The following is a 25,176-nucleotide window of genomic DNA, read 5'->3' on the forward strand; positions in this document are numbered from 1 at the left end:
CGGTAAGGAAAATAATATGAGCACAACCCTCTTCAGCCTGGCCTTCGGCGTTGGCACCCTGAACCGCCAGAGCAACTGGCTGGAAGTCTTCTACGCCCAGCCACTGCTTAACCCGAGCAGCGAACTCGTTGCCAAAGTGGTCGAGAAAATCGACTATCAGGGTGGCAACCAGGCCATCATGATCAGCAATAACCAGGCCAGCGATCTGGCTGAAGCATTGAAAAATGTCGATGCTGCCCAGTCCGCTCTGCTCACCCGCCTGGCGGAAAGCCAGAAGCCGCTGGTGGTCACCCTGCTCGCAGAAGATAGCGCGCTGACCAGCACCCCCGAGGCCTACCTCAAACTGCACCTGCTGTCGCACCGCCTGGTCAAGCCGCACGGCCTGAACCTCACCGGGATCTTCCCGCTGCTACCAAACGTGGCCTGGACCAGCCAGGGTGCTATCGACCTTGGCGAGCTGGCTGAGCGTCAACTGGAAGCACGCTTGAAGGGCGAGCTGCTGGAAGTCTTCTCAGTGGACAAGTTCCCCAAAATGACCGATTACGTGGTACCGGCTGGCGTGCGCATCGCTGATAGCGCGCGTATCCGCCTGGGTGCTTACGTGGGTGAAGGCACCACAGTGATGCATGAAGGCTTCGTCAACTTCAACGCTGGCACTGCCGGCCCAGGCATGATCGAAGGCCGCGTCTCCGCTGGCGTGTTCGTCGGCAAGGGCTCGGACCTGGGCGGCGGCTGCTCGACCATGGGCACTCTGTCCGGTGGCGGCAATATCGTGATTTCCGTAGGTGAAGGCTGCCTGATCGGCGCTAACGCTGGCATCGGCATCCCGCTGGGCGACCGCAACACGGTGGAGTCCGGCCTGTACATCACCGCCGGCACCAAGGTGGCGCTGCTGGATGCCGACAACCAACTGGTCACGGTGCTCAAGGCCCGCGAACTGGCCGGCCAGCCCGACCTGCTGTTCCGCCGCAACTCGCAAACCGGCGCCGTGGAATGCAAGACCCACAAATCCGCCATTGAACTGAACGAAGCCCTGCACGCGCACAACTGACCCTGGCGGCAAACTGCAAGCCGAACGCTTGCAGTTTTGTAGGATGGGTTGAGCGCAGCGATACCCATCACGTTCATTATGGGTATCGCTGCGCTCAACCCATCCTACGGTCTCGATTGCCTGCCCATGTCTATCCATTCCCTCTGGCGCGCTGACTTCCCTGGCATTCTGGCCCTTGCGGCCGAAGGCCAGACCTATCTGGACAGCGCCGCCACTGCGCAAAAGCCCCAGGCCATGCTCGATGCCCTGCTCGGCTATTACGCAGGCGGCGCAGCCAATGTGCATCGCGCCCAGCACCTGCCGGGCGAGCGCGCCACCCGCGCCTTCGAAGCCTCACGAGAAAAAGCCGCACGTTGGATAAATGCGCCCGATGCGCAGCAAATCATCTTCACCCGCAGTGCCACCGAAGCCTTCAACCTGCTGGCTTATGGCCTGGAGCAGCAGTTCCAGGCGGGCGATGAGATCGTCATCAGCGCACTGGAACACCACGCCAACCTGCTGCCCTGGCAGCAACTGGCGCTGCGCCGGCAGCTCAAGCTGGTGGTGCTGCCATTGGATGGACATGGCCTGATCGACCTGCCCCAGGCCGCACAACTGATCGGCCCGCGCACCCGCCTGCTGGCGGTCAGCCAGCTGTCCAACGTGCTGGGTTGCTGGCAGCCCTTGGCGCAACTGCTGGCCCTGGGCCAAGCCCAGGGTGCGCTAACGGTAGTCGATGGCACCCAGGGAGTGGTACACGGTCGCCAGGATATGCAGGCCCTGGGCTGCGACTTCTATATCTGCTCCAGCCACAAACTCTACGGCCCGGACGGCGTCGGCCTGCTTTATGGCCGCCCGCAGGCCCTAGAGCAGCTGGCGCACTGGCAGTTTGGCGGCGAGATGCTGCTGCACACCGACTATGCCAACGCCAGTTTCCGCCCCGCACCATTGGGCTTCGAGGCCGGCACCCCGCCGATTGCTTCGGTGATTGCTCTGGGCGCCAGCCTGGATTACCTGAACAGCCTCGATGCCCATGCCGTCAGCACCCACGAAGCGGCCTTGCATGCCGAGCTGATCGCCGGACTGCAACAACGCCAGGGCATACGCCTGCTCGGCTCGCCCACTGTCGCCCTGGCCAGCTTTGTGGTCGATGGCGTGCACAACGCCGACCTCGCCCACCTGCTGACCGAACAGGGCATCGCCGTGCGCGCCGGCCATCACTGCGCGATGCCGCTGCTGCATGGCCTCGGCCTAAGCGGAGCGATTCGTGTGTCGCTGGGTTTGTATAACGATGGCAGCGATCTGCAGCGCTTTTTCAGCGCCCTGGATCAAGCCCTGGAGCTGCTGCAGTGAACCTGCCCGCCAGCGCGCAGACTGCGCTGCAAGCCTTTAGCGCCTGCTCCGGCTGGGAACAACGCGCGCGCCTGTTGATGCAATGGGGCGACCAGCTTGCTCCGCTCAGTGACGCTGAACGCTGTGAAGCCAATCGCGTGCAGGGCTGCGAAAGCCAGGTGTGGCTGCTGACCGAACGCAACGGCATGCATTGGCAGTTTCGCGCCAGCAGCGATGCCCGGCTGTTGCGTGGCCTGCTCGCGCTGCTGCTGGCACGGGTCAATGGCCTGGAACAGGCCGAAATGGCGCAGCTGGATCTGCCGGACTGGTTTACCCAGCTCGGCCTGGCGCGCCACCTGTCGCCCTCACGCAGCAATGGCCTACAGGCCGTGCTGGCGAGGATGCAGCAATTACTCGATGCCGACGATCAGGGCGTAGCGCGCCACTGATCGGCATTGCCGGAATACAAGGCCTGCTGCAGACGTTCCAGCTCGCCGTTCTGCGCCAAACGACGCAGCCCGGCATTGAATACTTTACGCAACTGATCGGTCTTGGCGTCGCCTTTGCGAAACAGCAGGTGCAGCGGCTCGGTATTCAATACGCGCGGGTGATGGGTGATGACTGAGCGCGTGTCAGGGCTAAACAACCGCCGCAACATGGCGTAGCCCACGGCCCGGTCCTGCGGATGAAAATCCACGCGGCCCAGCTCCAGCAGACGAAAACCGGTGTCCTCCTTGCCGCTTTGCTGCACCTGCAACTGCCCGCGCTGAACTGCCGCATCGAACTGCGGGCCATAGGAATAGCCCAGGGTAGTGGCGACTCTAAAAGCCTTGAGGTCGTCGATGCGTGCCCAGTTAAGCTGCTGGTCAGCGCGCTGGAACAACACAATCTCGCCCTGCACCACGGGGTCACTGCATTCACTGATGCGCCGGCGCGGGGCTGAACAGGAATAGGGCATCACCGCATCCAGGCTGCCGTGCTCAAGCATCAGCAGGTTGCGGTCCCAGGGGTAGTAGACGAATTCGACCTGATAACTCGCCGCCTTGAAGATATGGCGAACCAGCCGCGATAACGCGCCGCCATCTTCACGCTGCTGATCGACATAGGGCACCCAGTCACCGGTGCCGATGCGCACAACCGGGTGGGCATGGGCACTTAGGCAGGCGCAAAGCGCTGCAAACAGCAGCACAGACTTCGGGACTTGACGTAACACATGACGCAGCAGGGATAACACAGCACACCTCAAAAGTGGAAAACAGCCTATCCCTGCTGAACAGCGACCTTAACCGGTCGTTTTACAGATTAGTCAACACACACCGCTATACATCAGGCGCACGCGGCCGCTCAGCCGGTCGCCGCGTGCCGGCGACCAATTTATCGACGATGCGCGCAGCGGCGACCATGCCAAAGGTGGCGGTCACCATCATCACCGCGCCAAAACCGCCGGCGCAATCGAGCTTGACCCCTTCGCCAACAAACCCCTTGTACTGACACACCGTGCCGTCGGGCTTGGGATAACGCAGCTGCTCGCTGGAATACACGCACGGCACGCTGTAATTGCGCCCCGGCGTACGCGAGAAACCGTAGTCGCGGCGCAGGGTGGAGCGCACCTTGGACGCCAGTGGGTCATTCCAAGTTTTGTTCAGGTCGCCAACCTGAATCTGCGTCGGGTCAATCTGCCCGCCCGCGCCGCCGGTGGTGATCACTTGAATCTTGCGCCGCTTGCACCAGGAAATCAGCGCGGCCTTAGCGTTGACGCTGTCGATGCAGTCAATCACCGCATCCAACTGCTCGGTGATGTACTCAGCCATGGTCTCGCGGGTGACGAAATCCGCCACCGCATGCACCACACAGGCCGGATTGATTGCACGAATGCGCGCCGCCATCACCTCGACTTTGGGCTGACCGACCGTACTGTCGAGTGCGTGCAGCTGGCGGTTGCTGTTGCTAACGCAGACATCATCCAGATCAAACAGCGAGATTTCGCCCACGCCTGAACGCGCCAACGCTTCCGCAGCCCAGGAGCCCACACCGCCAATCCCGACCACCGCAACATGTGCAGCCGCCAGCCGTTCAGCCCCTTGGCGGCCATACAGACGGGCGATCCCGGCAAAGCGTTGTTCATCCACAGGCATTCTTCTTTCTCGCAAGCCACAGCGGGCGCGCATTATAGGTAGCCGGCGAGTTGCACCCAAGCACTGTATTGGCCTGAGCCGGCCTAACCGATGAACAGCAGTAGCACAACGCCACTAGCGGAACCTTCAAGGCTGCCTATCGTCCCATCAATAGGCCGACCCGCCGCGCTATACAGCCCAATGGCGGCGGCGTAGCATGCGCCACCCGACGCTCGTCGCTTTTTTGCCCCTTCGCTGGACCTGCACACTATGCCTTCGCGTAAGTTTGGACTGAACCTGGTCATGTTCCTGGCAATTGCCGCCGTGTTTACCGGTATTTGGGCGCTGTACAACCGCCCGGTCACCGCACCGGATTGGCCGGAACAAATCTCCGGGTTTTCATTCTCACCCTTCCGCGCCGGGCAAAATCCGCAGCAGGACACCTACCCCAGCGATGAGCAGATGCGTGCCGACCTGGAACTGCTGAGTACGCATACCGACAACATCCGCACCTACTCAGTAGACGGCCCGCTGGGCAATATCCCCCTGCTGGCCGAAGAATTCGGTTTACGCGTGACCTTGGGCATCTGGATCAGTCCGGACCTGGAACGCAACGAGCGAGAAATCACCAAAGCCATCGAAATTGCCAATAACTCACGCAGCGTGGTGCGCGTGGTGGTCGGCAACGAAGCCGTGTTCCGCAGTGAAGTGACGCCCGAGAACCTGATTGCTTACATCGACCGCGTGCGCGCGGCAGTCAAGGTGCCGGTGACCACCTCCGAGCAGTGGCACATCTGGCAGGATCATCCGGAGCTGGCTCAGCACGTCGACCTGATCGCCGCCCACGTGCTGCCCTACTGGGAGTTCGTGCCGATGGAAGACTCCACCGACTTCGTGCTGGAGCGCGCCAAGGACTTGAAAAAACTTTTCCCGAAAAAGCCCCTGCTGCTGTCCGAAGTCGGCTGGCCGAGTAACGGCCGCATGCGCGGCGGCGCTGATGCCTCGCAAGCAGACCAGGCCATTTACCTGCGTACGCTGGTCAATACGTTGAACGCCAAGGGCTACAACTATTTTGTTGTCGAAGCCTTCGATCAACCGTGGAAGGCCAGCGATGAAGGCGCGGTGGGTGCCTATTGGGGCGTTTACAACCTCGAACGTCAGGCCAAATTCGCCTTCGAAGGCCCCGTGGTGGCGATCCCGCAGTGGCGCTTGCTGGCCATTGGCTCGGTGGTGCTGGCCCTGCTCAGCCTGGCGCTGATGCTGATCGACGGCAGCGCCCTGCGCCAGCGCGGACGCACCTTCCTGACCATTGTCGCCTTCGCCGGCGGCTCGGCCCTGGTGTGGATCGGCTACGACTACAGCCAGCAATACAGCACCTGGTTCAGCACCCTGGTCGGCTTGCTACTGGGTATCGGCGCCTTCGGCGTGTTTATCGTGCTGCTCACCGAAGCTCATGAGCTGGCCGAAACCGCCTGGACTCGCACCCGTCGCCGGCCGTTTCAGCCGGTGGTTGCCGACAGCGCCTACCGGCCTAAGGTATCGATCCATGTACCCTGCTATAACGAGCCACCGGAGATGGTCAAACAGACCCTCGACGCCCTGGCCGCACTGGATTACCCGGATTACGAAGTCATCATCATCGACAACAACACCAAGGACCCGGCCGTGTGGGAACCGGTAGAAGCCTATTGCAAGGTCCTGGGCCCGCGCTTCCGCTTCTTCCACGTCGCGCCGATAGCCGGCTTCAAGGGCGGCGCGCTGAACTACATCCTGCCGCATACCGCACCAGACGCCGAAGTGGTGGCGGTGATCGATGCCGATTACTGCGTGGACAAAAACTGGCTCAAGCACATGGTGCCGCACTTTAGTGACCCGCAGATCGCCGTGGTGCAATCGCCGCAGGATTATCGCGACGGCGACGAAAACATCTTCAAAAAGCTTTGCTACGCCGAATACAAAGGTTTCTTCCATATCGGCATGGTGACGCGCAACGACCGCAACGCGATCATCCAGCACGGCACCATGACCATGATCCGCCGCACGGTAATGGACGAACTGAAGTGGGCCGACTGGACCATTTGCGAAGACGCCGAACTGGGCCTACGCGTATTCGAGAAGGGCTATAGCGCCGCCTACGCCCACGAAAGCTTCGGCCGCGGACTGATGCCGGACACCTTTATCGACTACAAAAAGCAGCGCTTCCGTTGGGCCTACGGCGCCATTCAGATCATGAAGGGGCATGCGCGCAGCCTGTTCCTTGGTAAAGATTCCGAACTCAAGACCGGTCAACGCTACCACTTCGTCGCGGGTTGGCTGCCGTGGATCGCCGATGGCCTGAATATCTTCTTCACCGTCGGTGCGCTGCTCTGGTCGGCGGCGATGATCATCGTGCCGCAGCGGGTCGACCCGCCGCTGATGATCTTCGCCATCCCGCCACTGGCGCTGTTCTTCTTCAAGCTGGGTAAAATCCTGTTCCTCTACCGCAAGGCCATGGGCGTTGATCTGGTGCGTTCATTCCAGGCAGCACTGGCGGGCCTGGCGCTGTCGCACACGATTGCCAAGGCGGTGCTCTACGGCACCTTTACCAAGACCATCCCGTTCTTCCGTACACCGAAAATGGCCAGCAACCACGGCTTTATGGTGGCCCTGGCCGAGGCCCGCGAGGAAGTCTTTATCATGCTGTTGCTGTGGGGTTCGGCCATTGGTATCAGCGTTGTTCAGGGCCTGCCTAGCGCCGATGTGAAGTTCTGGGTGGCCATGCTGCTGGTGCAGTCGTTGCCTTACCTGGCTGCGCTGATCATGGCTTTACTGTCGTCGTTGCCAGCACCGCAGGCAAGCCAGCAAGAAACGGCTGCTACCAGCTGACCGCGGGTATGTCCGAATGCCAGACGGCGGCCAATGGTCGCCGTTTTGCTTTAAGATGGCGGCCTTTCCGCCTGATGCCGCCTTGGAGCCGCAATGACCGCCAACGCCACGCCCCTCTCCCCGACGCTGGAGCTTGCCTGCGAGCTGATTCGTCGTCCGTCCGTCACGCCACTCGATGAAGGCTGTCAGGAACAGATGACGCGCCGCCTTGCCGCCTGCGGCTTCACCATCGAGCCAATGCGGATTGAGGAAGTGGATAATTTCTGGGCCAGCCACGGCCAGAATGACGGCCCCGTGCTGTGCTTTGCCGGGCACACCGACGTGGTGCCCACCGGCCCGGTGCAGAACTGGCAGCATCAACCGTTCGATGCCTTGATCGACGAAGACGGCATGCTCTGTGGCCGTGGTGCAGCGGACATGAAAGGCAGCCTGGCGTCGATGATCATCGCCGTTGAGCGCTTTATCGCCGAATACCCGGACCACAAAGGCCGTATCACCTTTCTGATCACCAGCGACGAAGAAGGCCCGGCCCATCACGGCACCAAAGCCGTGGTCGAGCGCCTGCACTCACGTAATGAGCGCCTGGACTGGTGCATCGTCGGCGAACCGTCGAGCACCACTCTGGTCGGTGACGTGGTGAAAAACGGCCGCCGTGGCTCACTCGGCTGCACCCTCAGCGTGCGCGGCAAGCAAGGCCACGTAGCCTACCCGCACCTGGCCCGCAACCCGATTCATCTGGCCGCGCCAGCTCTGGCCGAACTGGCCGCCGAGCACTGGGATGATGGCAACGCGTTCTTCCCGCCGACCAGCTTCCAGATCTCCAACCTAAATGCCGGCACCTGCGCGACCAACGTTATTCCGGGTGAGCTGAAGGCCATCTTCAACTTCCGTTTTTCTACCGAATCCACGGTCGAGGGTCTGCAGCAGCGCGTTGAGGCGATTCTTGCCAAGCACGGCCTGGACTATCACCTGGACTGGGCGCTTTCCGGCCTGCCGTTTCTCACCGAACCAGGCGCACTGCTCGACGCCGTGGCCGCCAGCATCAAGGCAGTCACCGGCCGCGACACCCAACCCTCGACCAGCGGCGGCACCTCCGACGGGCGCTTTATCGCCACCCTCGGCACTCAGGTGGTCGAACTCGGCCCGGTCAACGCCACCATCCACCAGGTCGACGAGCGCGTACTGGCCAGTGATCTGGATGTGCTGACCGAGATTTACTATCAAACCCTGGTCAATCTGCTCGCATGAGTCTGATCTGCCCCATCTGCCAGGCGCCGTTGCAAGCGCTCGACAACGGCGTCACCTGCCCGGCCAACCACCGCTTTGATCGTGCGCGTCAGGGTTACCTGAACCTGCTGCCGGTGCAGCACAAGAACAGCCGCGACCCAGGCGACAACGCCGCCATGGTCGAAGCCCGACGGCGCTTTCTTGATGGCTGCCATTACGCACCGCTGGCCAAGCGCCTGGCCGAACTGGCGGCCGGCTACAACCCGGCGCGCTGGCTGGATATCGGTTGCGGCGAGGGTTACTACACCGCGCAGATCGCCGACGCCCTGTCGCAAGCCGACGGCTATGCCCTGGACATCTCCCGCGAGGCGATCAAGCGCGGCTGCAAGCGTGCGCCCCAGCTCAACTGGCTGGTGGCGAGCATGGCCCGCGTGCCGCTGGCGGATGCCAGCTGCCAACTGCTCGCCAGCGTCTTCAGCCCGCTCGACTGGCAGGAAGCCAAGCGCCTGCTTGCACCGGGCGGCGGCCTGCTGCGTATGGGCCCGACCCGTGAGCATCTGATGGAGCTGCGGCAGAAACTGTATGACGAGGTGCGCGACTACGATGATCAAAAGCACCTGGAGCTGATACCCGACGGCATGCGCCTGTCCCACAGCGAAACCCTGACTTTCAATCTGCACCTGGCCAGCAGCGAGGCTCGCGCCGACCTGCTGGCCATGACCCCACACGGCTGGCGCGCCAGCGCCGAAAAGCGTGCGGCGGTGATCGCCGAACCCTGCGACGTGACTGTTGCCATCCGCTACGACTGGATCGAGAGACTATGACCATGCGCCAACCGGATATCGAGATTTACCTGAAAGACGCCGACCACAACGCCATCGGCGAGTGGCTGAGCACCGCACTGGGAAGCTGCACACCTTGGCAGCAGAAAGGCCAGACCTACAAATGCCTGGCCGGCAACGTACCCGTCACCTGGCTGCCCAAGGCCGTCGGCAAATGGCACAGCCTGTACCTGGAAAGCGACGCCACGCCCTGGGCCGACGACCTGACCTGCGCCCAGGCCGCCTTCGCTGCGCTGAACGTGGAAGTGCGCTGCGCACCAGGCGGCTGGCAGGAAGAAGAAAGCGACGAGCAGGCCGACCGCTGGATGCGCATTAGCGCCGATGGAGTAGAGGAAATCACCTGGCGCACCACTTAATTGAGCAGCTGACAAACACAAAAAACCCCGCCGAGGCGGGGTTTGGTTTAACCGGGCGTTTACTTCTTGCCCAGTTTCTTCAGCTCTTCGTCACGCAGTTCGCGCCGCAGGATCTTGCCGACATTGGTGGTCGGCAATACGTCGCGGAACTCCACGGCTTTCGGCACTTTATAACCAGTGACGTTGGCGCGCATGTGCTCCATGACCTGCTCTTTGGTCAAGGTTTCACCCGGCTTGACCACCACGAAGATCTTGATCGCTTCGCCTGACTTCTCATCCGGCACACCGATGGCCGCGCACTGCAGCACGCCCGGCAAAGTGGCGAGCACATCTTCCAGTTCGTTCGGGTATACGTTGAAGCCGGACACCAGAATCATGTCCTTCTTGCGGTCGACGATGCGCATGTAACCGTCTTCCTGGATCACCGCGATGTCGCCAGTCTTCAACCAACCCTCTGCATCGAGGATTTCGTCGGTGGCGTCCTGGCGCTGCCAGTAGCCTTTCATCACCTGCGGGCCTTTGACGCACAACTCGCCAATCGAACCCAGCGGCTGCTCGACGCCTTCGTCGTTGATCACCTTGCACTGGGTCGACGGCACCGGAATACCGATGGTGCCTATCTGGATATTGCTGAACGGGTTAACCGAGGCCACAGGGCTGGTTTCGGTCATGCCAAACCCTTCGCAGATCGAGCAACCGGTCACCTGCTTCCAACGCTCGGCGGTGGCCAGTTGCAGCGCCATACCGCCGGAGAAGGTAGCTTTCAGGGTGGAGAAGTCCAGCTTGCGGAAGTCCTCGTTGTTACACAGGGCAACGAACAGGGTATTGAGGCCGACAAAACCGGTGAACTTGTACTTGGCCAGGTCCTTGGTCATGGCTGGCAGGTCACGCGGGTTGGTGATCAGCACGTTGTGCCCACCAATCAGCATCATCGCCATGCAATGAAAGGTGAAGGCGTAGATGTGGTAAAGCGGCAATGGCGCGATCAGCACTTCGCTGCCTTCGCTCATTTCCGAGCCCATCAGCGCTTTGACCTGCAACATGTTGGCGATCAGGTTGCGATGGGTGAGCATCGCGCCTTTGGCTACGCCGGTGGTACCGCCGGTGTACTGCAGCACAGCGATTTCGCCACTGCCCGGGGCTGCTTCTTTCACGCTCTGACCACGGCCTTTGGCCATGGCGGCGGTGAACTTCACGGCGTGCGGCAGGTTGTAGGCCGGCACCATCTTCTTCACGTGCTTGACCACGCTGTTGACCAACAGGCGCTTGAGCGGCGAGAGCATGTCACCGACTTCGGTGATGATGACAGTCTTGATCCCGGTTTTCGGCAAAACCTGCTCAGCCAGATGGGCCATATTGGCCAGGCTGACCAGGGCCTTGGCGCCGGAATCGTTGAATTGATGTTCCATTTCCCGCGTGGTGTACAACGGGTTGGTGTTGACCACCACCAGGCCCGCGCGCAGGGCACCAAAGACTACAACCGGGTACTGCAGCACGTTGGGCAGTTGTACGGCGATGCGGTCGCCTGGCTGCAGGTCGGTGTTCTGCTGTAGGTAAGCGGCAAAGATGCCGGACAACTCGTACAGCTCACCATAGGTAATGGTTTTACCCATATTGCTGAAAGCTGGCTTGTCGGCGAAGCGTTGGCAGGACTCTTTCAGTACCGCCTGGATGTTCGGGTACTGGTCAGGATTGATTTCTGCAGCAATCCCAACGGGATACTTATCCTTCCAAAAGTTTTCGGTCATGGAAGCCCACTCCTCAGCAACAGCTTGATCTTCACCGTGCGTAGACGGTTGTTTATTGTAGATTTGCGTGTTTTCTGCGATTTGAACGGCAAAAAAATTGCCGGGAGCAATTTTTGACGTCGTACAGCGACGACCCAGGTTAGGGGAGGTCGCCATGGATGGCGGATCACAAAAAAGCCGCCCGAGAGTAGCAGCTTTGCCAAACAGCGACTAGCACCATTAAGTGCCGCAGCAGTCACAAAAGCGACCAACCATAAACATTTGGTCACCTGCTTGATTTCGCTGAAACAGGCGAGCTACAGGCGTTGCTTAGGAGCGGAAGAGATTTCAGCGCTACCGCAGTTAAGGCTGCGGTAGCGCTGAAACGGCCACTGCCTTCGAGGATCAGGCGATATCGCGTAGCTCGCGACGAAGTATCTTGCCGACCGGGGTCATTGGCAGTGAATCACGGAAGATAATTTGCTTGGGCACCTTGTAGCCGGTGAAGTTTTCCTTGCAGTAGGCCTTCAACTCATCGGCGTTGAGGCTGCTGTCGCGGGCCACGACGAACAGTTTGACCGCCTCCCCAGACTTTTCGTCCGGCACACCGATGGCCGCGCAGCTGGCGACTTTCGGGTGGGCCATGACCACATCCTCAATCTCGTTGGGATACACGTTGAAGCCCGAGACGATGATCATGTCCTTTTTGCGGTCGACGATGCGCACAAAGCCATCCGGGTCAATCACCGCCACGTCACCGCTCTTGAACCAGCCCTCGGCGTCCAGCACTTCGGCGGTGGCCTCTTCACGATTCCAGTAGCCCTTCATCACCTGCGGGCCTTTGATGCACAGCTCGCCACGTTCACCCAGGGGTAGCTCGACGCCATCATCATTGATGACCTTGAATGCCGTGCCCGGCACCGGAATACCCACCGTGCCCAGCCGCGCTTTGTCACCATAAGGGTTGGTGCTGGCTACCGGCGAGGTTTCGGTCAGGCCATAGCCTTCGACTACGGTGCAGCCGGTCATCGCCTGCCAGCGCTCGGCCGTGGCTTTAACCAAGGCGGTGCCGCCGGAGTTGGTGACCTTGAGCTTGGAGAAATCCAGGTTCTTGAATTCCGGGTTATCCATCAGTGCAACAAACAGCGTGTTGAGGCCCAGCAGCGCGGAGAACTGCCACTTGCCCAGCTCCTTGACGAAGCCAGGAATGTCGCGCGGGTTAGTGATCAGCACGTTGTGGTTGCCGTTGACCATCATGCACATGCAGTTCGCGGTGAAGGCATAGATATGGTAGAGCGGCAGCGGCGCAATCATGATTTCCTGGCCCTGCTTCATCAGCGGGGTACCGTCATCACCCAGCTGCGACAGACAGGCATCGACCTGCAGCATATTGGCCACCAGGTTGCCGTGGGTGAGCATCGCGCCCTTGGCCACGCCGGTGGTGCCGCCGGTGTATTGCAGCACGGCGATGTCTTCCTGGCCGACCTTGACCGGCTTCAGCGCATGACCATGGCCCTGCTTGAGCGCATCCTTGAACGCCACCGCCTGCGGCAGGTGGTAATCGGGAACCATCTTCTTGACCTTCTTCACCACGGTGTTGACCAGCCAACCTTTCAGGCTCGGCAACATGTCACCCATCTTGGCTTCGATCAGGTAGTCGATCTCGGTATCCGGCAGCACATCCTGCACCAGCTTGCCAAACATGTTCAGGTAGACCAGCGCGCGTACGCCGGCATCCTTGAACTGGTGGCGCATCTCACGGGCGGTGTACAACGGGTTGGTATTGACCACGATCAGACCCGCGCGCATGGCGCCAAACACGGCAATCGGGTACTGCAGCACGTTGGGCATCTGCACGGCGATGCGCTCGCCCGGCTGCAAATCAGTGTGTTTCTGCAGATAAGCGGCAAAGGCCGCCGAGAGCCGATCAAGCTCGGCGTAGGTCAGGGTGATACCCAGATTGCTGAAAGCGGGTCGGTCGGCGAACTTCTTACAAGAGCGCTCGAACACCTCGATAACCGACTTGTAAGCCCCCAGGTCGATGTCGTTGGGTACGCCAGCCGGGCGTTTGTCGCTCCAGAAATCAGGCTGCATTATTTTTATCCTCTTGCCCTGAGATGGTCTGATCCGCGCTGCGGAGTTGGCTGGAAGTTAACAGCTAACGCCATACAGGCAAATAGCCGGGCAGCGTCATTGACGCACTGAATCTTGCCGCTCCGTGTGGAACTATCCTGCCGCGCGGCCTATAACCAATCTGCACCTTCCGCTTAAGGCCCTTCATGCCTACAGTTCTGCTCGTTGCAATATTGCTGTTTCTCTTCGCGCAACAGGCGCAGGCCGAACCACAGCTGCGCATGGCCACCCTGGAGTACCCATATATGGACTCCTCCCGTTTTGCCAGTGAAATACACATCCAACGAACCTAGGAGCCTGTCGGACTTTCTGACTCTTCCTTGCGCTGAAAGTATTCGCGACAATCAAGGCCCTGCAATCGAGAGCCCCGCTGATGAGCCGTTTTGTCCTTGCTGACCGAGACACTGCGTATTTACTACCGCCTTCGGTGAACGAGTGGTTGCCGGCGGATCACTTGGCGCGGTTCGTGGTCGAGGTCATCGAGCAACTCGATTTGAGCGAGCTGACTGGGCAGTATGCGGGGCGGGGTTCAGCTGCCCACCATCCGGCCGTGCTCCTGGGGCTGCTGATATACGGCTACGCCAATGGCGTGCACTCCAGCCGCAAGATCGAACGCGCGACCTATGACTCGGTAGCGTTCCGTTATCTGGCGGCCAACACCCACCCCGATCACGACACCTTGGCTACGTTCCGTCGACGTTTCCGGCAGCAGGTTGAATCGCTGTTCGTCCAGGTGCTGATGCTGGCGCGCGAGATGAAGCTGCTCAAGCTCGGTCATATCGCTCTCGACGGCACCAAGATCGAGGCCAACGCCAGTAAGCACAAGGCCTTGTCCTGGGCGCACGCCAACAAGATCGAGGCGCAGTTACGCCAGGAGGTCCAGCAGTTGCTGGCGCTGGCCGAGAACAGCGACTGCGCCGCCGTACCCGATGGCATGGATGTGCCGGCGGAGATTGCCCGGCGCGAAGATCGGCTCAGCGCGATAGCCCAGGCCAAAGCGAAGATCGAGCAACGTGCAGCTGAGCGACACGCCATTGAGCAACAGCAATTCGAGGCCAAGACGGCCAAGCGTGAGGCCCAGCGCAAGGCTGGAAAGAAACCACGCGGCAAGGATCCAGAACCGCCCGCAGCGGGCCCCAAAGACAGCGATCAAGTCAATCTGACCGATGAAGAGTCACGCATCATGCCCGTCTCCGGTGGCGGCTTCGAGCAGAGCTATAACGCTCAAGCCGGGGTCGACACCGAGACGATGCTGGTGGTCACACAGCATGTAACCCAGGCCTGCAACGACAAGCGCGAAGTGGTTCCCACGCTACAGCGCATAGCCACCTTGCCCGCCGAATTAGGCGAGGTGAAAAGCCTGATTGCGGACAGCGGCTTCTTCAGCCAGGCCAACGTGAGCGCCTGCCACGAAGCCAAGGTCGAACCGCTTCTGGCGCTCAAACGCGAGTCGCACCACACCCCGGTACTGGAGCGCTTTGCCACCGACTCGCCGCTACCACAGACGAGTAACCCAGTCGAACAGATGGCTCACCGACTGAGCACGCAAGAAGGTCGAGCGCTGTACAGGCTACGCAAACAGACGGTCGAACCGGTGTTTGGCATCATCAAGCGAGTGATGGGCTGGCGGCAGATGAGCATGCGCGGCCTGGCCAACGCCCAGGGCGAATGGAGCCTGGTGACCATGGCCTGGAACATCAAGCGTTTGCATGTGCTACGCGCGATGTAACGCGGCCGAAAAGTACGCCCACCCGCGTCCAGGCAGCTGCTCAGGTGCACGAACGGACCGCCTGGGTTCGCGATAGTCAACTCGGATGCTTAGAAAGAACGACCCCGAGCAATCAAAGACCTAAACCCGCGCTGTCATTCCTTTTCGGGTTAAGTCCGACAGGCTCCTAGCGGCCTTGGTTTACAGAGGGCCTGTGGGTAAAGCAGGTTTTACACATGCCGGCTCGACCGGTTCGTCATCACTGCATGTCACTGTGCAATCGTGGTGGATCTTCTACGGTGTCACTTCATTCCAGCTTGGGTACTTCAGGTTTACGCCTCAGCAGGTTGATAGTCTTCCCCCTTGCTGAGGATCGCCCAGATGATCCGGGCATTCTTGTTCGCCAGGGCGACCGTGGCGATATTTGTGTTGCGTCGACACTGCAACTGCTGCAGCCAGGTGCTGCGTCGATCCGTCTTTTCCTTACAGGTCTTCAGCACCGCACGAGCGCCATGGACCAATAACGTGCGCAGGTAACAGTCACCCTTTTTGCTGATGTGCCCCAGACGCTCTTTGCCGCCACTTGAATGCTGGCTCGGCACTAATCCCAGCCAGGCCGCGAACTGTCTGCCCGAACTGAACTGCCGTGCATCACCCACTGCAGACACCACGGCAGTCGCGCTGATCGGGCCAACGCCCTCCACCTGCAGCAAACGCTGGACACGCTCATCCGTCTTAACCTGACGGTGAAGCATGCTGTCCAACTGTTTGACTCGCTCATCCTGTCCCTGCAGCTCATCACGCAATAACTCGAGCATTTCGTGCAGCTCGCCCGGTAATGTCTGGTGTTCGTCCAGCGCCTGCTGCAGCAACGCGCGGGTGGCCGCTATTCCCTGGCGACTCGCCACCAAACCGAACTCGCCAAGCAGGCCACGTATCTCGTTAACCAACGCTGTACGCGCCCTGATTAACCGGCTTCTGATCCGGTGCACCGACTGCCCAGCTTGCTGCTCGGCACTCTTCACCGCGACATAACGCATCGTGGGTCGGCTGGCAGCCTCGCAAATCGCCTCCGCGTCGTTGGCGTCGTTCTTACCACTCTTGACGTAGGGTTTGACGAACTGCGGCGCAATCAACCGCACTTCATGCCCCAACTTGCCCAGCTCGCGCGCCCAGTAATGCGAACTACCACAGGCCTCCATCGCCACCAAGCACGGCTCTTGTTGGCGGAAAAAATCCAGCATCTGTGAACGCTTGAGCTGCTTACGGCACTTCACCTGCTCGTGGCTATCGACGCCATGAACTTGAAAAACCTGTTTTGCCAAATCGATGCCGATTCGCTTAAGTTTCATGGTGACTCCTCCCTTCGTGGCTGTTTGGTTGTGACAACCTCAGTCTGGCGCATAGACGCCGTAGGAGGGAGGAGTCCATCTCATTGCCCTACAGCTCTGAGCACCTGCCTGAAGGGGGCAGCATCGTCGAACTGACCCGCCGCGCCTTTGCCGTACGCGGCTACCCGGTGCAGATCGACTTCCTGCCCTGGGCGCGGGTGCGCATGGAGCTGGGCAACGGCAGCTATCAGGGCGCATTGGCGCTATGGCCCAAGGAGATCAAAGAGGAAGATTTACAGCCCTCCCGCCCGCTGTTCTACAGCGAGCTGGGGTTGTTTATCCGTAACGACTACCCGCTGCAGTTCACTCAACTGCAGGAGCTGCGCGGCAAAACCCTGGGCATCGTGCGCGGTTATGGCTACTCGCAACATATTCTCGACGCTGGGCTGATCCTCGAAGGCGCCGTGGACGACATCAGCAACCTGCGCAAACTCAATGCCCGGCGCTTCGACATGGTGCTGCTCGAACGCATCGTCGGTAACCACCTGATCGCCAACGATGAACAACTGCGCGGCAAGCTCAGCTGGCACGGTAATGTGCTGGAGCGCACCCCGCTGCTGGTCGGCTTCGTCCACGCCAAGCCCGGCGAGCCGGACTGGAGCGCTGTGTTTGAACAGGGCCTGCGCGACCTGCACAGCAGCGGCGAATATATGCAAATACTGCGCAGCCATAATCGTTGAGTCCGCATGCACTTTGCGCCGCGCCGCGCGGGGTGCACAATGCGCAGCTTCTGCAGGCTTAAGGGATTCGCCATGCTCCACCAAGCGTTCTGGCTCAACAGCACCGATGCAGCGCCCCTCTTTGTCAACCGCTGGTATGCCGAACAGCCGCCCAAGGCGTTGCTGATGGTGGCCCACGGCATGGCCGAACACAGCGGGCGCTATGCACGCCTGGCTGAAGCGCTGGTGGCGCAAGGCTTCGAGGTGTATGCACATGACCAACGCGGGCATGGCAAAACTGCCGAACATGGCCTGCTGGGCCACTACGCCGATAGCAAGGGCTGGGAACTGGTGGTCAATGACCTGGCTCACCTCAACCACCATATCCGCCAGACCCACCCGCAAACGCCGATTTTTCTGCTCGGCCACAGCATGGGTAGCTATATCGCACAGGCCTATCTGATGCAGCACAGCAGCAGCTTGCAAGGTGCGATTCTTTCCGGTTCCAACTACCAGCCCGTGGCGCTGTACCGTATCGGTCAGTTGCTGGCGCGCTTCGAGCGCTGGCGGCAAGGCCCACAGGGTTATAGCGCCCTGCTCGAATTCGCCTCATTCGGCTCGTTCAACAAGGCCTTCAAGCCCAACCGCACCGCCTTCGACTGGCTGAGCCGCGACCCGCTGGAAGTCGACAAGTACATCAATGATCCACTGTGCGGTTTTCGCTGCAGCAACCAGCTGTGGATCGATCTGCTCGGCGGCCTGCAACAGATCACCCCACTGCAGAGCCTCGCGCAGATCGACAACAGCCTGCCGTTACTGGTGATTGGCGGCGCCTGTGACCCGGTCAGCGACGGCCATCGTCAGCACGACCTGGGCAATGCCCTGCAAGCCGCCGGCAACCCGCATGTGCAGATAAAAATCTATCCGGAAGCTCGCCACGAGTTGCTCAACGAGAGCAACCGCGACGAAGTGACCGCCTACATCATCGGCTGGTTGCAACAGGCCCTTAGCCAACCGCGCCAGCGCCACCAACAGAGCCAAGAGAGTCGCCCATGACCCAGAGCAGCAACACGCCCTACGACGCCCTTGAAATTGGCCAGACCGCCAGCTACAGCAAGACCGTCAGCGAACGCGATATCCAGCTGTTTGCCGAAGTCTCCGGCGATCATAACCCGGTGCACCTGGATGCCGAATACGCGGCCACCACCATGTTCAAGGAGCGTATCGCTCACGGCATGTTCAGCGGTGCGTTGATCAGCGCCGCCGTGGCTTGCGAGCTACCTGGCCCAGGCACCATCTATATTGGCCAAAGCATGCGCTTTACCGCACCGGTAAAACTGGGCGACACCCTGACAGTGCGCCTGGAAATCCTAGAAAAACTGCCGAAATTCCGCGTACGCGTAGCCACCCGCGTGTTCAACCAGAACGACGAACTAGTAGTAGACGGCGAAGCGGAAATCCTCGCCCCGCGCAAAGCGCAGACTGTTGAGTTGACCACGTTGCCGCCGATCACCATCGGCTAAGCAACACTTATTGTTTCACTGGAGAACACCATGTCACTGTCCATGTCCCAAGCCTCCATCGCGGTCTTCACCCGCCAGCTGAACAACCTGTCGACCATCCTCGGCATCGCCGCCGCCCATGCCGAAGAGAAGAGGATCGAACAAAGCGTATTTCTCAATACGCGCCTGGCACCCGATATGTTCCCACTAAGCCGCCAGGTGCAGATCGCCTGCGACACCGCCAAAGCCGGTGCTGCGCTGCTGGCTGAAGTGGAAGCACCGAGCCACGTCGACGACGAAACCAGCTTCGCCGAACTGCAAGCACGTATCGCCAAGACCCTGACTTTCCTCGCCAGCCTGAATGCGGCGCAGATCGACGGCAGCGAAGCCCGCACCGTGACGCTCAAGCGCCGCGACAAGGAAACTCACTTCCAAGGTCAAGCCTTTCTGCTTGATCACGTACTGCCGAACCTGTATTTCCACATCACCACCGCCTACGCCATCCTGCGCCATAACGGCGTAGCCATCGGCAAACGCGACTTCCTCGGCACCCGCTGAGTAGCTCTGCGTATTAAAGCCGCGCCCACTGCCCATCTCCCCGATGGGCCTGCAGGTGCGGCAACACCGCAGCCAGCAGCGGCTCCTTAAACGCTTCCTGAAAGCGATGGGCCAGGCCGGGGATCAGTTTCAGTTCGCTGTTTTTGATATGCGCCGCCACATGCACACCGTGCATCGCCGGCAATAACGGATCGGCGGTGCCATGTACCACCAGGGTGGGCACGCGCAGGCGGTTAAGCAGTTCGACCCGACTCGATTCCGCCAGAATCGCCAACAACTGGCGCTGCACACCGTCAGGGTTAAACGCCCGGTCGTAGGCGACTTGTGCCTGTTGCAGCAGTAATTGCCGGTCATCACTGACCGTTGGGCTGCCCAGTGCCGCCAGCAAATCGGCCTGCTGCTCCAGCGCTATCGCGCGGTTAGGCGCTTCGCGCTTGGCCAGCAGGCTCAGCAGCGCGCTGCTTGGTGCCGGCAAACCCTGGGCACCGGAGCTGGTCATGATCAAGGTCAGGCTCTGCACCCGCTCAGGCGCTAGATCGGCCATATGCTGGGCAATCATCCCGCCCATGCTCGCCCCAAGCACATGCACCTGATCCACCGCCAGGGCATCCAGCAGGCCCAGGGCGTCCTGCGCCATATCACGCAGGCCATAGGGAGCAGCCACCGATAGACCGAGCCGATAGCGCAAGGCTTCATAGGTCAGATTGATTGTCGGTTCGGTGCCAGCCCACGTGCTCAGGCCAACATCGCGGTTATCGAAGCGGATTACCCGAAAACCCTGCTGGCACAGGCGCGCCACCACTTCATCCGGCCAGTGGATCAGCTGCCCCCCCAGGCCCATGACCAGCAGCAGCGCCGGATCACTGTCGCGGCCAATGCTCTGGTACGCCAGACGCACCTCGCCCACATCAGCCGTGTGCGTCGGCACCTGCACATCACAACGCTGCGCCGCAAAAACCGGCAGGCCGCACACCAGTGCAGCGAGAAGAATCAACCTACGCATAACATCACCCAGACCCGGGACAGCAGAACGCAGCACCCCATTAAGACGCGAGTGTGGTGATGTTTGTGCGAGCGCGCTGCCACACAAGCGTGACAGTTTGATGAAGGGGGACGAGCGGTCTCCCTATAACGACAAGAAGCGCCAACTAAAGCCCCTGCTACAGCTGATCAGAACCGTGGGAGGGGCTTTAGCCGCGACAGTGGGTAGGTTGGGTTGAGGAGCCTGCGACGAAGCCCAACAAACGGGCAAGTGTCGAGCAGAATCTGGAGTCCCCTGTTGGGCTTCGCTGCGCTCAGCACCAACCTACACAATGGCCGATCAGGCCAACTCGGTCCGCAGCTGGCGGGCGGCAGCGACCATATTGACCAACGCAGCCTCGGTCTCCGGCCAGGCGCGGGTTTTCAGGCCACAGTCCGGGTTGACCCACAGCCGCTCGGCAGGGATGCGCTGGGCGGCCTTGCGCAGCAACTTGACCATCTCCTGGGTGTCCGGCACTCGTGGCGAGTGGATGTCGTACACGCCGGGGCCGATATCGTTGGGATAGTCGAAGCGCTCGAAAGCTTCCAGCAACTCCATGTCCGAGCGTGAGGTTTCTATGGTGATCACGTCGGCATCCATGGCGGCGATGGACTCGATCACATCGTTGAACTCGCTGTAGCACATATGGGTGTGGATCTGCGTTTCGTCACGCACGCCGCTGGCAGCAAGGCGGAAGGCTTCTGCGGCCCAGTCCAGATAGCCCTGCCATTGCGCTTTGCGCAGCGGCAGGCCTTCGCGGAACGCCGCTTCGTCGATCTGGATGATCTTGATGCCGACGGTTTCCAGATCCACCACCTCGTCACGAATCGCCAGGGCCAGCTGGCGCGCCTGCTGCTCGCGGGGAATATCGTCGCGGGCAAAAGACCACATCAGCATGGTTACCGGGCCGGTCAGCATGCCTTTCATCACCTTATTGGTCAGGGTTTGCGCGTAGCCGATCCAGGCCACCGTCATGGCTTTCGGGCGGCTCAGATCGCCATAGATCAACGCCGGTTTAACGCAGCGCGAGCCGTAGCTTTGCACCCAGCCGAAACGGGTAAAGGCATAGCCGTCGAGCTGCTCGGCGAAATACTCGACCATGTCGTTACGCTCGGCCTCACCGTGCACCAGCACATCCAGACCGAGATTTTCCTGCACCTCGACGGCGTGACGAATCTCGCTGTGCATGGCCTCGGTGTAGTCGCCCGCCGAAAGCTTGCCAGCCTTGAATGCCTGGCGCGCCAGGCGGATCGACGCAGTCTGCGGGAACGAGCCGATAGTGGTGGTGGGGAACGCAGGCAACCGCAGACGCGCGCGCTGCAGCTCGATGCGCGTGGCAAACGGCGACTGGCGCTGGCTATCGGCGGCGCTAATGGCCGCCAGACGCGCCTGCACAGCTGGTTTGTGGATACGCGGCGACTGCGCGCGGCTGGCCTGCACGGCGCGGCTTTCAGCCAGCGCGGCCTGCACCTGAGCATCCTGCGGGTTATTAAGCGCCGTGGTCAGCAGCGCGACTTCCTCGCACTTCTGCACGGCAAAGGCCAGCCAGCTTTTCAGCTCGCCATCCAGTTTGTCTTCACGGTTCAGGTCGACCGGGCTGTGCAACAGCGAACAGCTTGGCGCCACCCACAGGCGCTCGCCCAAGCGTTCCTGAGCTTGCTGCAGGATATCCAGAACTTGGTGCAGATCAGTGCGCCAAACATTGCGACCGTTGACCACGCCCAGCGACAGCACCTTGTAGGCCGGCAAACGGTCGAGGATGGTCGGAAACTGCTCGGGGGCACGCACCAGGTCGATATGCAGGCCATCCACCGGCAGGCTGGCGGCCAGGCCGAGGTTGTCTTCCAGACCGGCGAAATAGGTGGCGACCAGCTTCTTGCCGGGCTCGCGCTGCAGCAGGTTGTAGGCACGTTCGAAAGCATTTTTCCAATCTTGCGGCAGATCCAGCACCAGAATTGGCTCGTCGATCTGTACCCATTCCACGCCCTGGGCAGCCAGGCGCTGAAGGATTTCGCCGTAGACCGGCAGCAGGCGCTCCAGCAGGTCGAGACGATCAAACTCGCTACCTTTGGCCTTGCCCAGCCACAGATAGGTCAGCGGGCCGATCAGCACCGGCTTGGCCTTGTGGCCCAGGGCGCGCGCTTCTTCTACTTCATCGAACAGCTGCTCCCAGCTCAGCTGGAACTGCTGATCAGCGGTGAACTCGGGGACCAGGTAGTGGTAGTTGGTATCAAACCATTTGGTCATCTCTTGGGCATGAGCACCGCAGCAGGTGTTCTGGCTGCTCTTGTTTGCAACGGCACCACGCGCCATGGCAAACAGGGTATCCAAGGTCGGTTTGCCGTCTACCGGGCGGAAGCGCTCGGGGATTACGCCAAAGGTCAGCGAATGAGTGAGCACCTGGTCGTACCAGGCAAAATCCCCCACCGGCAGCAGGTCGATGCCGGCGTCCTTCTGCAACTGCCAATGAGCGGCGCGCAGCTCGCGACCCACAGCTTGCAGGCCGGCCTCATCCAGCTCGCCCTTCCAGTACGCCTCCAGGGCTTTTTTCAGTTCACGGTCGCGACCGATGCGTGGGAAACCAAGGGAATGGGACAGGGCCATGTCGTAACGCTCCATAGATCAACAAGATGGCGAGCATTCTCGACAACGGGCCATCGTGAGACAAACTCAACCTATTCGTCTTGATCTATAGTTTTACTCATGTTCTGCTAAATCACATATCTGTAGGAGCGAGCTTGCTCGCGATCAGGTTCGTTAAAGCATCGCGAGGCGGAAGCCGTTCCCTACGGCTGACCGCACTTCCCACATCCATGTGGGTCGCAGCTCGCTCCTACACAAAGCAGATCTACGACCCACCCTGAGGCCCCAATGCTCGAATTGCGCCACCTGAAAACCCTGCATGCCCTGCGCGAAAGCGAAAGCCTGGTGGACGCCGCCGAGCGTCTGCACCTGACCCAGTCGGCGCTGTCCCATCAGTTCAAAGAACTGGAGGAGCGCTTAGGCATGCAGCTGTTCGTGCGCAAGACCAAGCCGGTGCGTTTTACCAGCGCCGGCCTGCGCCTGTTGCAGCTTTCAGACACCGTCTTGCCGCTGTTGCGCGGTGCCGAGCGGGATCTGGCGCGATTGGCTGGCGGCACGGCGGGAAGGCTGCATATGGCCATCGAATGCCACAGCTGCTTTCAGTGGCTGATGCCGACCATCGACCAGTTCCGCGATGCCTGGCCGGAGGTGGAGCTGGACCTGGCCTCGGGCTTCTCCTTCGCCCCGCTGCCGGCCCTGGCCCGAGGCGACCTGGACCTGGTAGTGACCAGCGATCCGCTAGAGCTGGCTGGCATCACCTATGTGCCGCTGTTTACCTATGAGGCGATGTTGGCCGTAGCCAATCAGCATCCCCTGGCCAGCAAACCCTGCATCAAGCCGCAGGACTTGGCCACGGAAACCCTGATCACCTACCCGGTGGAGCGCGACCGCCTGGATATCTTCACCCGCTTTCTCGAACCGGCGGATGTGGAACCGGCCCAGGTGCGCACCTCGGAACTGACGGTGATGATGATGCAACTGGTGGCCAGCGGCCGTGGCGTCTGCGGCCTGCCCAACTGGGCGCTGCATGAGTACAGCTCACGCGGCTACGTCACGGCCAAACGCCTGGGCGACAAGGGCCTGTTCGCCACCCTGTATGCCGGCATCCGCACCGATATGCTCGACGCGCCGTTTATGCGTGATTTTCTGCTGACTGCCAAAGACACCTCGTTCGCCAATCTGGAAGGGGTTAGCGTGGCGCGCTGAGTGAATGGCCACAGGGGCGAACAATCATCGCGGCCAAGGCCGCGCCACCAGAAAAGCGCACCCCAGTAGCGCGGATGAAATCCAGGGCAGCGCTAACGGCCTTAAAACCGCTCCCGGATTGCATCCGGGCTACCAGAGCCAGGTTGCACAGCAGCATGCCCCCGCCAAAACGCGGCACCACGCCTTGTTACAACTGCCGGCTTGCCCAGCCGTGACCAACAGTCATAGTATGACCACCGGTCACAACCTCCGATAAATACCCATGCGCTACCAAGACCAACTCTTCGAACAACGCGAGAACGCCCTCCTCGATGCCGCCCGTCAGCTGTTTGCCGAGCAGCCCTGGGACCGCGTGACCATTGCCGAGGTGGCGATAACAGCCGGTATCGGCAAAGGCACGGTGTACAAGCACTTCCCCAGCAAGGAAGCGTTGTATGCGCGTCTGGTGCTCGACCTCAGCCGTACCAATCTGCTGGAGCTGCGCCAGCTGCATGCCGCCAGCCCCGCGCCGGACGCCATGCGCCGGGTGATCCGCCGCGCCTTCGAGCAGATGCTGGCCAACCCGATCCAGGCGCAGCTGTGTTTGCACTGCGACCGCCCAGAGTTTCAGGAGCGCCTGGAACCCCCATACCGCCGGCAGTTTCTCGATATGGAGCGCGAATTCCAGTTGTTCTTCAGCGACATGCTCGGTGTCGCCCTGAACAACCAGGCGCTGAGCCAGGCCGACTGCCAGAACCTACTGTGGGGCGTTGAGGCCTGCGTCAACGGGGTGATGGCGCGTATCGCTTCCGGTGGCTTTGCCCACTGGGCCGAACCGATTGCCCTGGATGAGTATTTCGCCCGCGTCACCGATTTCATCATTGCCGGCCTGCGTACCCAGGCCGCCGAACTGCTTGCTCAACCCCATTGCCACGAGTAGCCG

Annotated in this window: 21 protein-coding genes; 14 read left to right on the top strand and 7 right to left on the bottom strand. The window is 60.9% G+C overall.

All coding sequences use genetic code 11. The annotated features are described in order from the left end of the window. Nucleotides 1-16 precede the first annotated feature (16 nt). The 3 genes from dapD to AC0T4W_RS15195 all read left to right on the top strand — a co-directional run bounded on the left by dapD (nt 17) and on the right by AC0T4W_RS15195 (nt 2,811). Complete coding sequence (gene dapD / locus AC0T4W_RS15185) at nt 17-1,051, top strand: 2,3,4,5-tetrahydropyridine-2,6-dicarboxylate N-succinyltransferase (protein WP_476320286.1); 1,035 nt, start codon at nt 17-19, stop codon at nt 1,049-1,051. Nucleotides 1,052-1,177: 126 nt separating this feature from the next. Continuing rightward, complete coding sequence (locus AC0T4W_RS15190) at nt 1,178-2,383, top strand: aminotransferase class V-fold PLP-dependent enzyme (RefSeq protein ID WP_476320288.1); 1,206 nt, start codon at nt 1,178-1,180, stop codon at nt 2,381-2,383. Beyond that, nucleotides 2,380-2,811, top strand: a complete 432-nt coding sequence (locus AC0T4W_RS15195; RefSeq protein WP_476320290.1) for a SufE family protein — start codon at nt 2,380-2,382, stop codon at nt 2,809-2,811. Before AC0T4W_RS15190 ends, AC0T4W_RS15195 begins: the two co-directional genes overlap by 4 nt. Here AC0T4W_RS15195 and AC0T4W_RS15200 read toward each other — a convergent pair. Both AC0T4W_RS15200 and tcdA read right to left on the bottom strand, forming a co-directional pair. After that, entirely contained in the window at nt 2,790-3,575 is a 786-nt protein-coding gene (locus AC0T4W_RS15200) for a substrate-binding periplasmic protein (RefSeq protein ID WP_476320292.1), read from the bottom strand. The genes AC0T4W_RS15195 and AC0T4W_RS15200 overlap by 22 nt on opposite strands. A 106-nt stretch (nt 3,576-3,681) precedes the next feature. Beyond that, the gene (tcdA, locus tag AC0T4W_RS15205; protein ID WP_476320294.1) at nt 3,682-4,497 is read right to left on the bottom strand and encodes a tRNA cyclic N6-threonylcarbamoyladenosine(37) synthase TcdA; all 816 of its coding nucleotides are present in this window, start codon (nt 4,495-4,497) and stop codon (nt 3,682-3,684) included. Between the two features lie 249 nt (nt 4,498-4,746). Between tcdA and AC0T4W_RS15210 the strand changes: the two genes are divergently transcribed. The 4 genes from AC0T4W_RS15210 (at nt 4,747) to AC0T4W_RS15225 (ending at nt 9,766) form a co-directional block, all read left to right on the top strand. Further along, nucleotides 4,747-7,341, top strand: a complete 2,595-nt coding sequence (locus AC0T4W_RS15210; protein ID WP_476320296.1) for a glycosyltransferase — start codon at nt 4,747-4,749, stop codon at nt 7,339-7,341. A gap of 93 nt (nt 7,342-7,434) precedes the next feature. Further along, on the top strand, nt 7,435-8,589 hold the full coding sequence (gene dapE / locus AC0T4W_RS15215; protein WP_476320298.1) for a succinyl-diaminopimelate desuccinylase: 1,155 nt from the start codon (nt 7,435-7,437) through the stop codon (nt 8,587-8,589). Then, the gene (locus AC0T4W_RS15220; protein ID WP_476320300.1) at nt 8,586-9,392 is read left to right on the top strand and encodes a putative RNA methyltransferase; all 807 of its coding nucleotides are present in this window, start codon (nt 8,586-8,588) and stop codon (nt 9,390-9,392) included. The genes dapE and AC0T4W_RS15220 overlap by 4 nt, the downstream gene beginning before the upstream one ends. A gap of 2 nt (nt 9,393-9,394) precedes the next feature. Continuing rightward, nucleotides 9,395-9,766 carry a hypothetical protein gene (locus AC0T4W_RS15225; protein WP_476323702.1) on the top strand — a complete coding sequence of 124 codons (372 nt, stop codon included), beginning with the start codon at nt 9,395-9,397 and terminating at the stop codon, nt 9,764-9,766. Between the two features lie 59 nt (nt 9,767-9,825). Here AC0T4W_RS15225 and fadD1 read toward each other — a convergent pair whose 3' ends face one another. Together fadD1 and fadD2 are read right to left on the bottom strand one after the other, a co-directional pair. After that, nucleotides 9,826-11,514, bottom strand: a complete 1,689-nt coding sequence (fadD1, locus tag AC0T4W_RS15230; protein ID WP_476320302.1) for a long-chain-fatty-acid--CoA ligase FadD1 — start codon at nt 11,512-11,514, stop codon at nt 9,826-9,828. 384 nt (nt 11,515-11,898) lie between these two features. After that, on the bottom strand, nt 11,899-13,587 hold the full coding sequence (gene fadD2 / locus AC0T4W_RS15235) for a long-chain-fatty-acid--CoA ligase FadD2 (RefSeq protein WP_476320304.1): 1,689 nt from the start codon (nt 13,585-13,587) through the stop codon (nt 11,899-11,901). A 412-nt stretch (nt 13,588-13,999) separates the two neighbouring features. Between fadD2 and AC0T4W_RS15240 the strand changes: the two genes are divergently transcribed. Then, nucleotides 14,000-15,355 (top strand): IS1182 family transposase, encoded by a 1,356-nt coding sequence (locus AC0T4W_RS15240; RefSeq protein ID WP_476315485.1) that lies wholly within the window; start codon nt 14,000-14,002, stop codon nt 15,353-15,355. A 311-nt stretch (nt 15,356-15,666) separates the two neighbouring features. Here AC0T4W_RS15240 and AC0T4W_RS15245 read toward each other — a convergent pair whose 3' ends face one another. Continuing rightward, complete coding sequence (locus AC0T4W_RS15245) at nt 15,667-16,686, bottom strand: IS110 family RNA-guided transposase (RefSeq protein ID WP_476319515.1); 1,020 nt, start codon at nt 16,684-16,686, stop codon at nt 15,667-15,669. 83 nt (nt 16,687-16,769) lie between these two features. Here AC0T4W_RS15245 and AC0T4W_RS15250 point away from each other — a divergent pair, with 83 nt between their 5' ends. From AC0T4W_RS15250 to AC0T4W_RS15265, 4 genes are all read left to right on the top strand, one after another. Continuing rightward, nucleotides 16,770-17,405, top strand: a complete 636-nt coding sequence (locus AC0T4W_RS15250) for a substrate-binding periplasmic protein (RefSeq protein WP_476320306.1) — start codon at nt 16,770-16,772, stop codon at nt 17,403-17,405. A 72-nt stretch (nt 17,406-17,477) separates the two neighbouring features. Continuing rightward, the gene (locus AC0T4W_RS15255) at nt 17,478-18,440 is read left to right on the top strand and encodes a lysophospholipase (RefSeq protein ID WP_476320308.1); all 963 of its coding nucleotides are present in this window, start codon (nt 17,478-17,480) and stop codon (nt 18,438-18,440) included. Continuing rightward, nucleotides 18,437-18,907, top strand: coding sequence for a MaoC family dehydratase (locus tag AC0T4W_RS15260; protein ID WP_476320310.1), 471 nt, complete (start codon nt 18,437-18,439; stop codon nt 18,905-18,907). Before AC0T4W_RS15255 ends, AC0T4W_RS15260 begins: the two co-directional genes overlap by 4 nt. Nucleotides 18,908-18,937: 30 nt before the next feature. Then, entirely contained in the window at nt 18,938-19,444 is a 507-nt protein-coding gene (locus AC0T4W_RS15265; RefSeq protein WP_476320312.1) for a DUF1993 domain-containing protein, read from the top strand. Between the two features lie 13 nt (nt 19,445-19,457). Here the strand turns inward: AC0T4W_RS15265 and AC0T4W_RS15270 are convergent, their stop codons facing one another. Both AC0T4W_RS15270 and metE read right to left on the bottom strand, forming a co-directional pair. Beyond that, nucleotides 19,458-20,447, bottom strand: coding sequence for an alpha/beta fold hydrolase (locus AC0T4W_RS15270; protein ID WP_476320314.1), 990 nt, complete (start codon nt 20,445-20,447; stop codon nt 19,458-19,460). A 318-nt stretch (nt 20,448-20,765) separates the two neighbouring features. Next, nucleotides 20,766-23,069, bottom strand: a complete 2,304-nt coding sequence (gene metE, locus AC0T4W_RS15275) for a 5-methyltetrahydropteroyltriglutamate--homocysteine S-methyltransferase (RefSeq protein WP_476320316.1) — start codon at nt 23,067-23,069, stop codon at nt 20,766-20,768. Nucleotides 23,070-23,336: 267 nt separating this feature from the next. Here metE and metR point away from each other — a divergent pair, with 267 nt between their 5' ends. Together metR and AC0T4W_RS15285 are read left to right on the top strand one after the other, a co-directional pair. Next, on the top strand, nt 23,337-24,254 hold the full coding sequence (gene metR, locus AC0T4W_RS15280; protein WP_476320318.1) for a transcriptional regulator MetR: 918 nt from the start codon (nt 23,337-23,339) through the stop codon (nt 24,252-24,254). A 262-nt stretch (nt 24,255-24,516) separates the two neighbouring features. Further along, on the top strand, nt 24,517-25,173 hold the full coding sequence (locus tag AC0T4W_RS15285) for a TetR/AcrR family transcriptional regulator (protein WP_476320320.1): 657 nt from the start codon (nt 24,517-24,519) through the stop codon (nt 25,171-25,173). Nucleotides 25,174-25,176: the final 3 nt, after the last annotated feature.

Source organism: Pseudomonas sp. C7.1 (assembly GCF_056312395.1).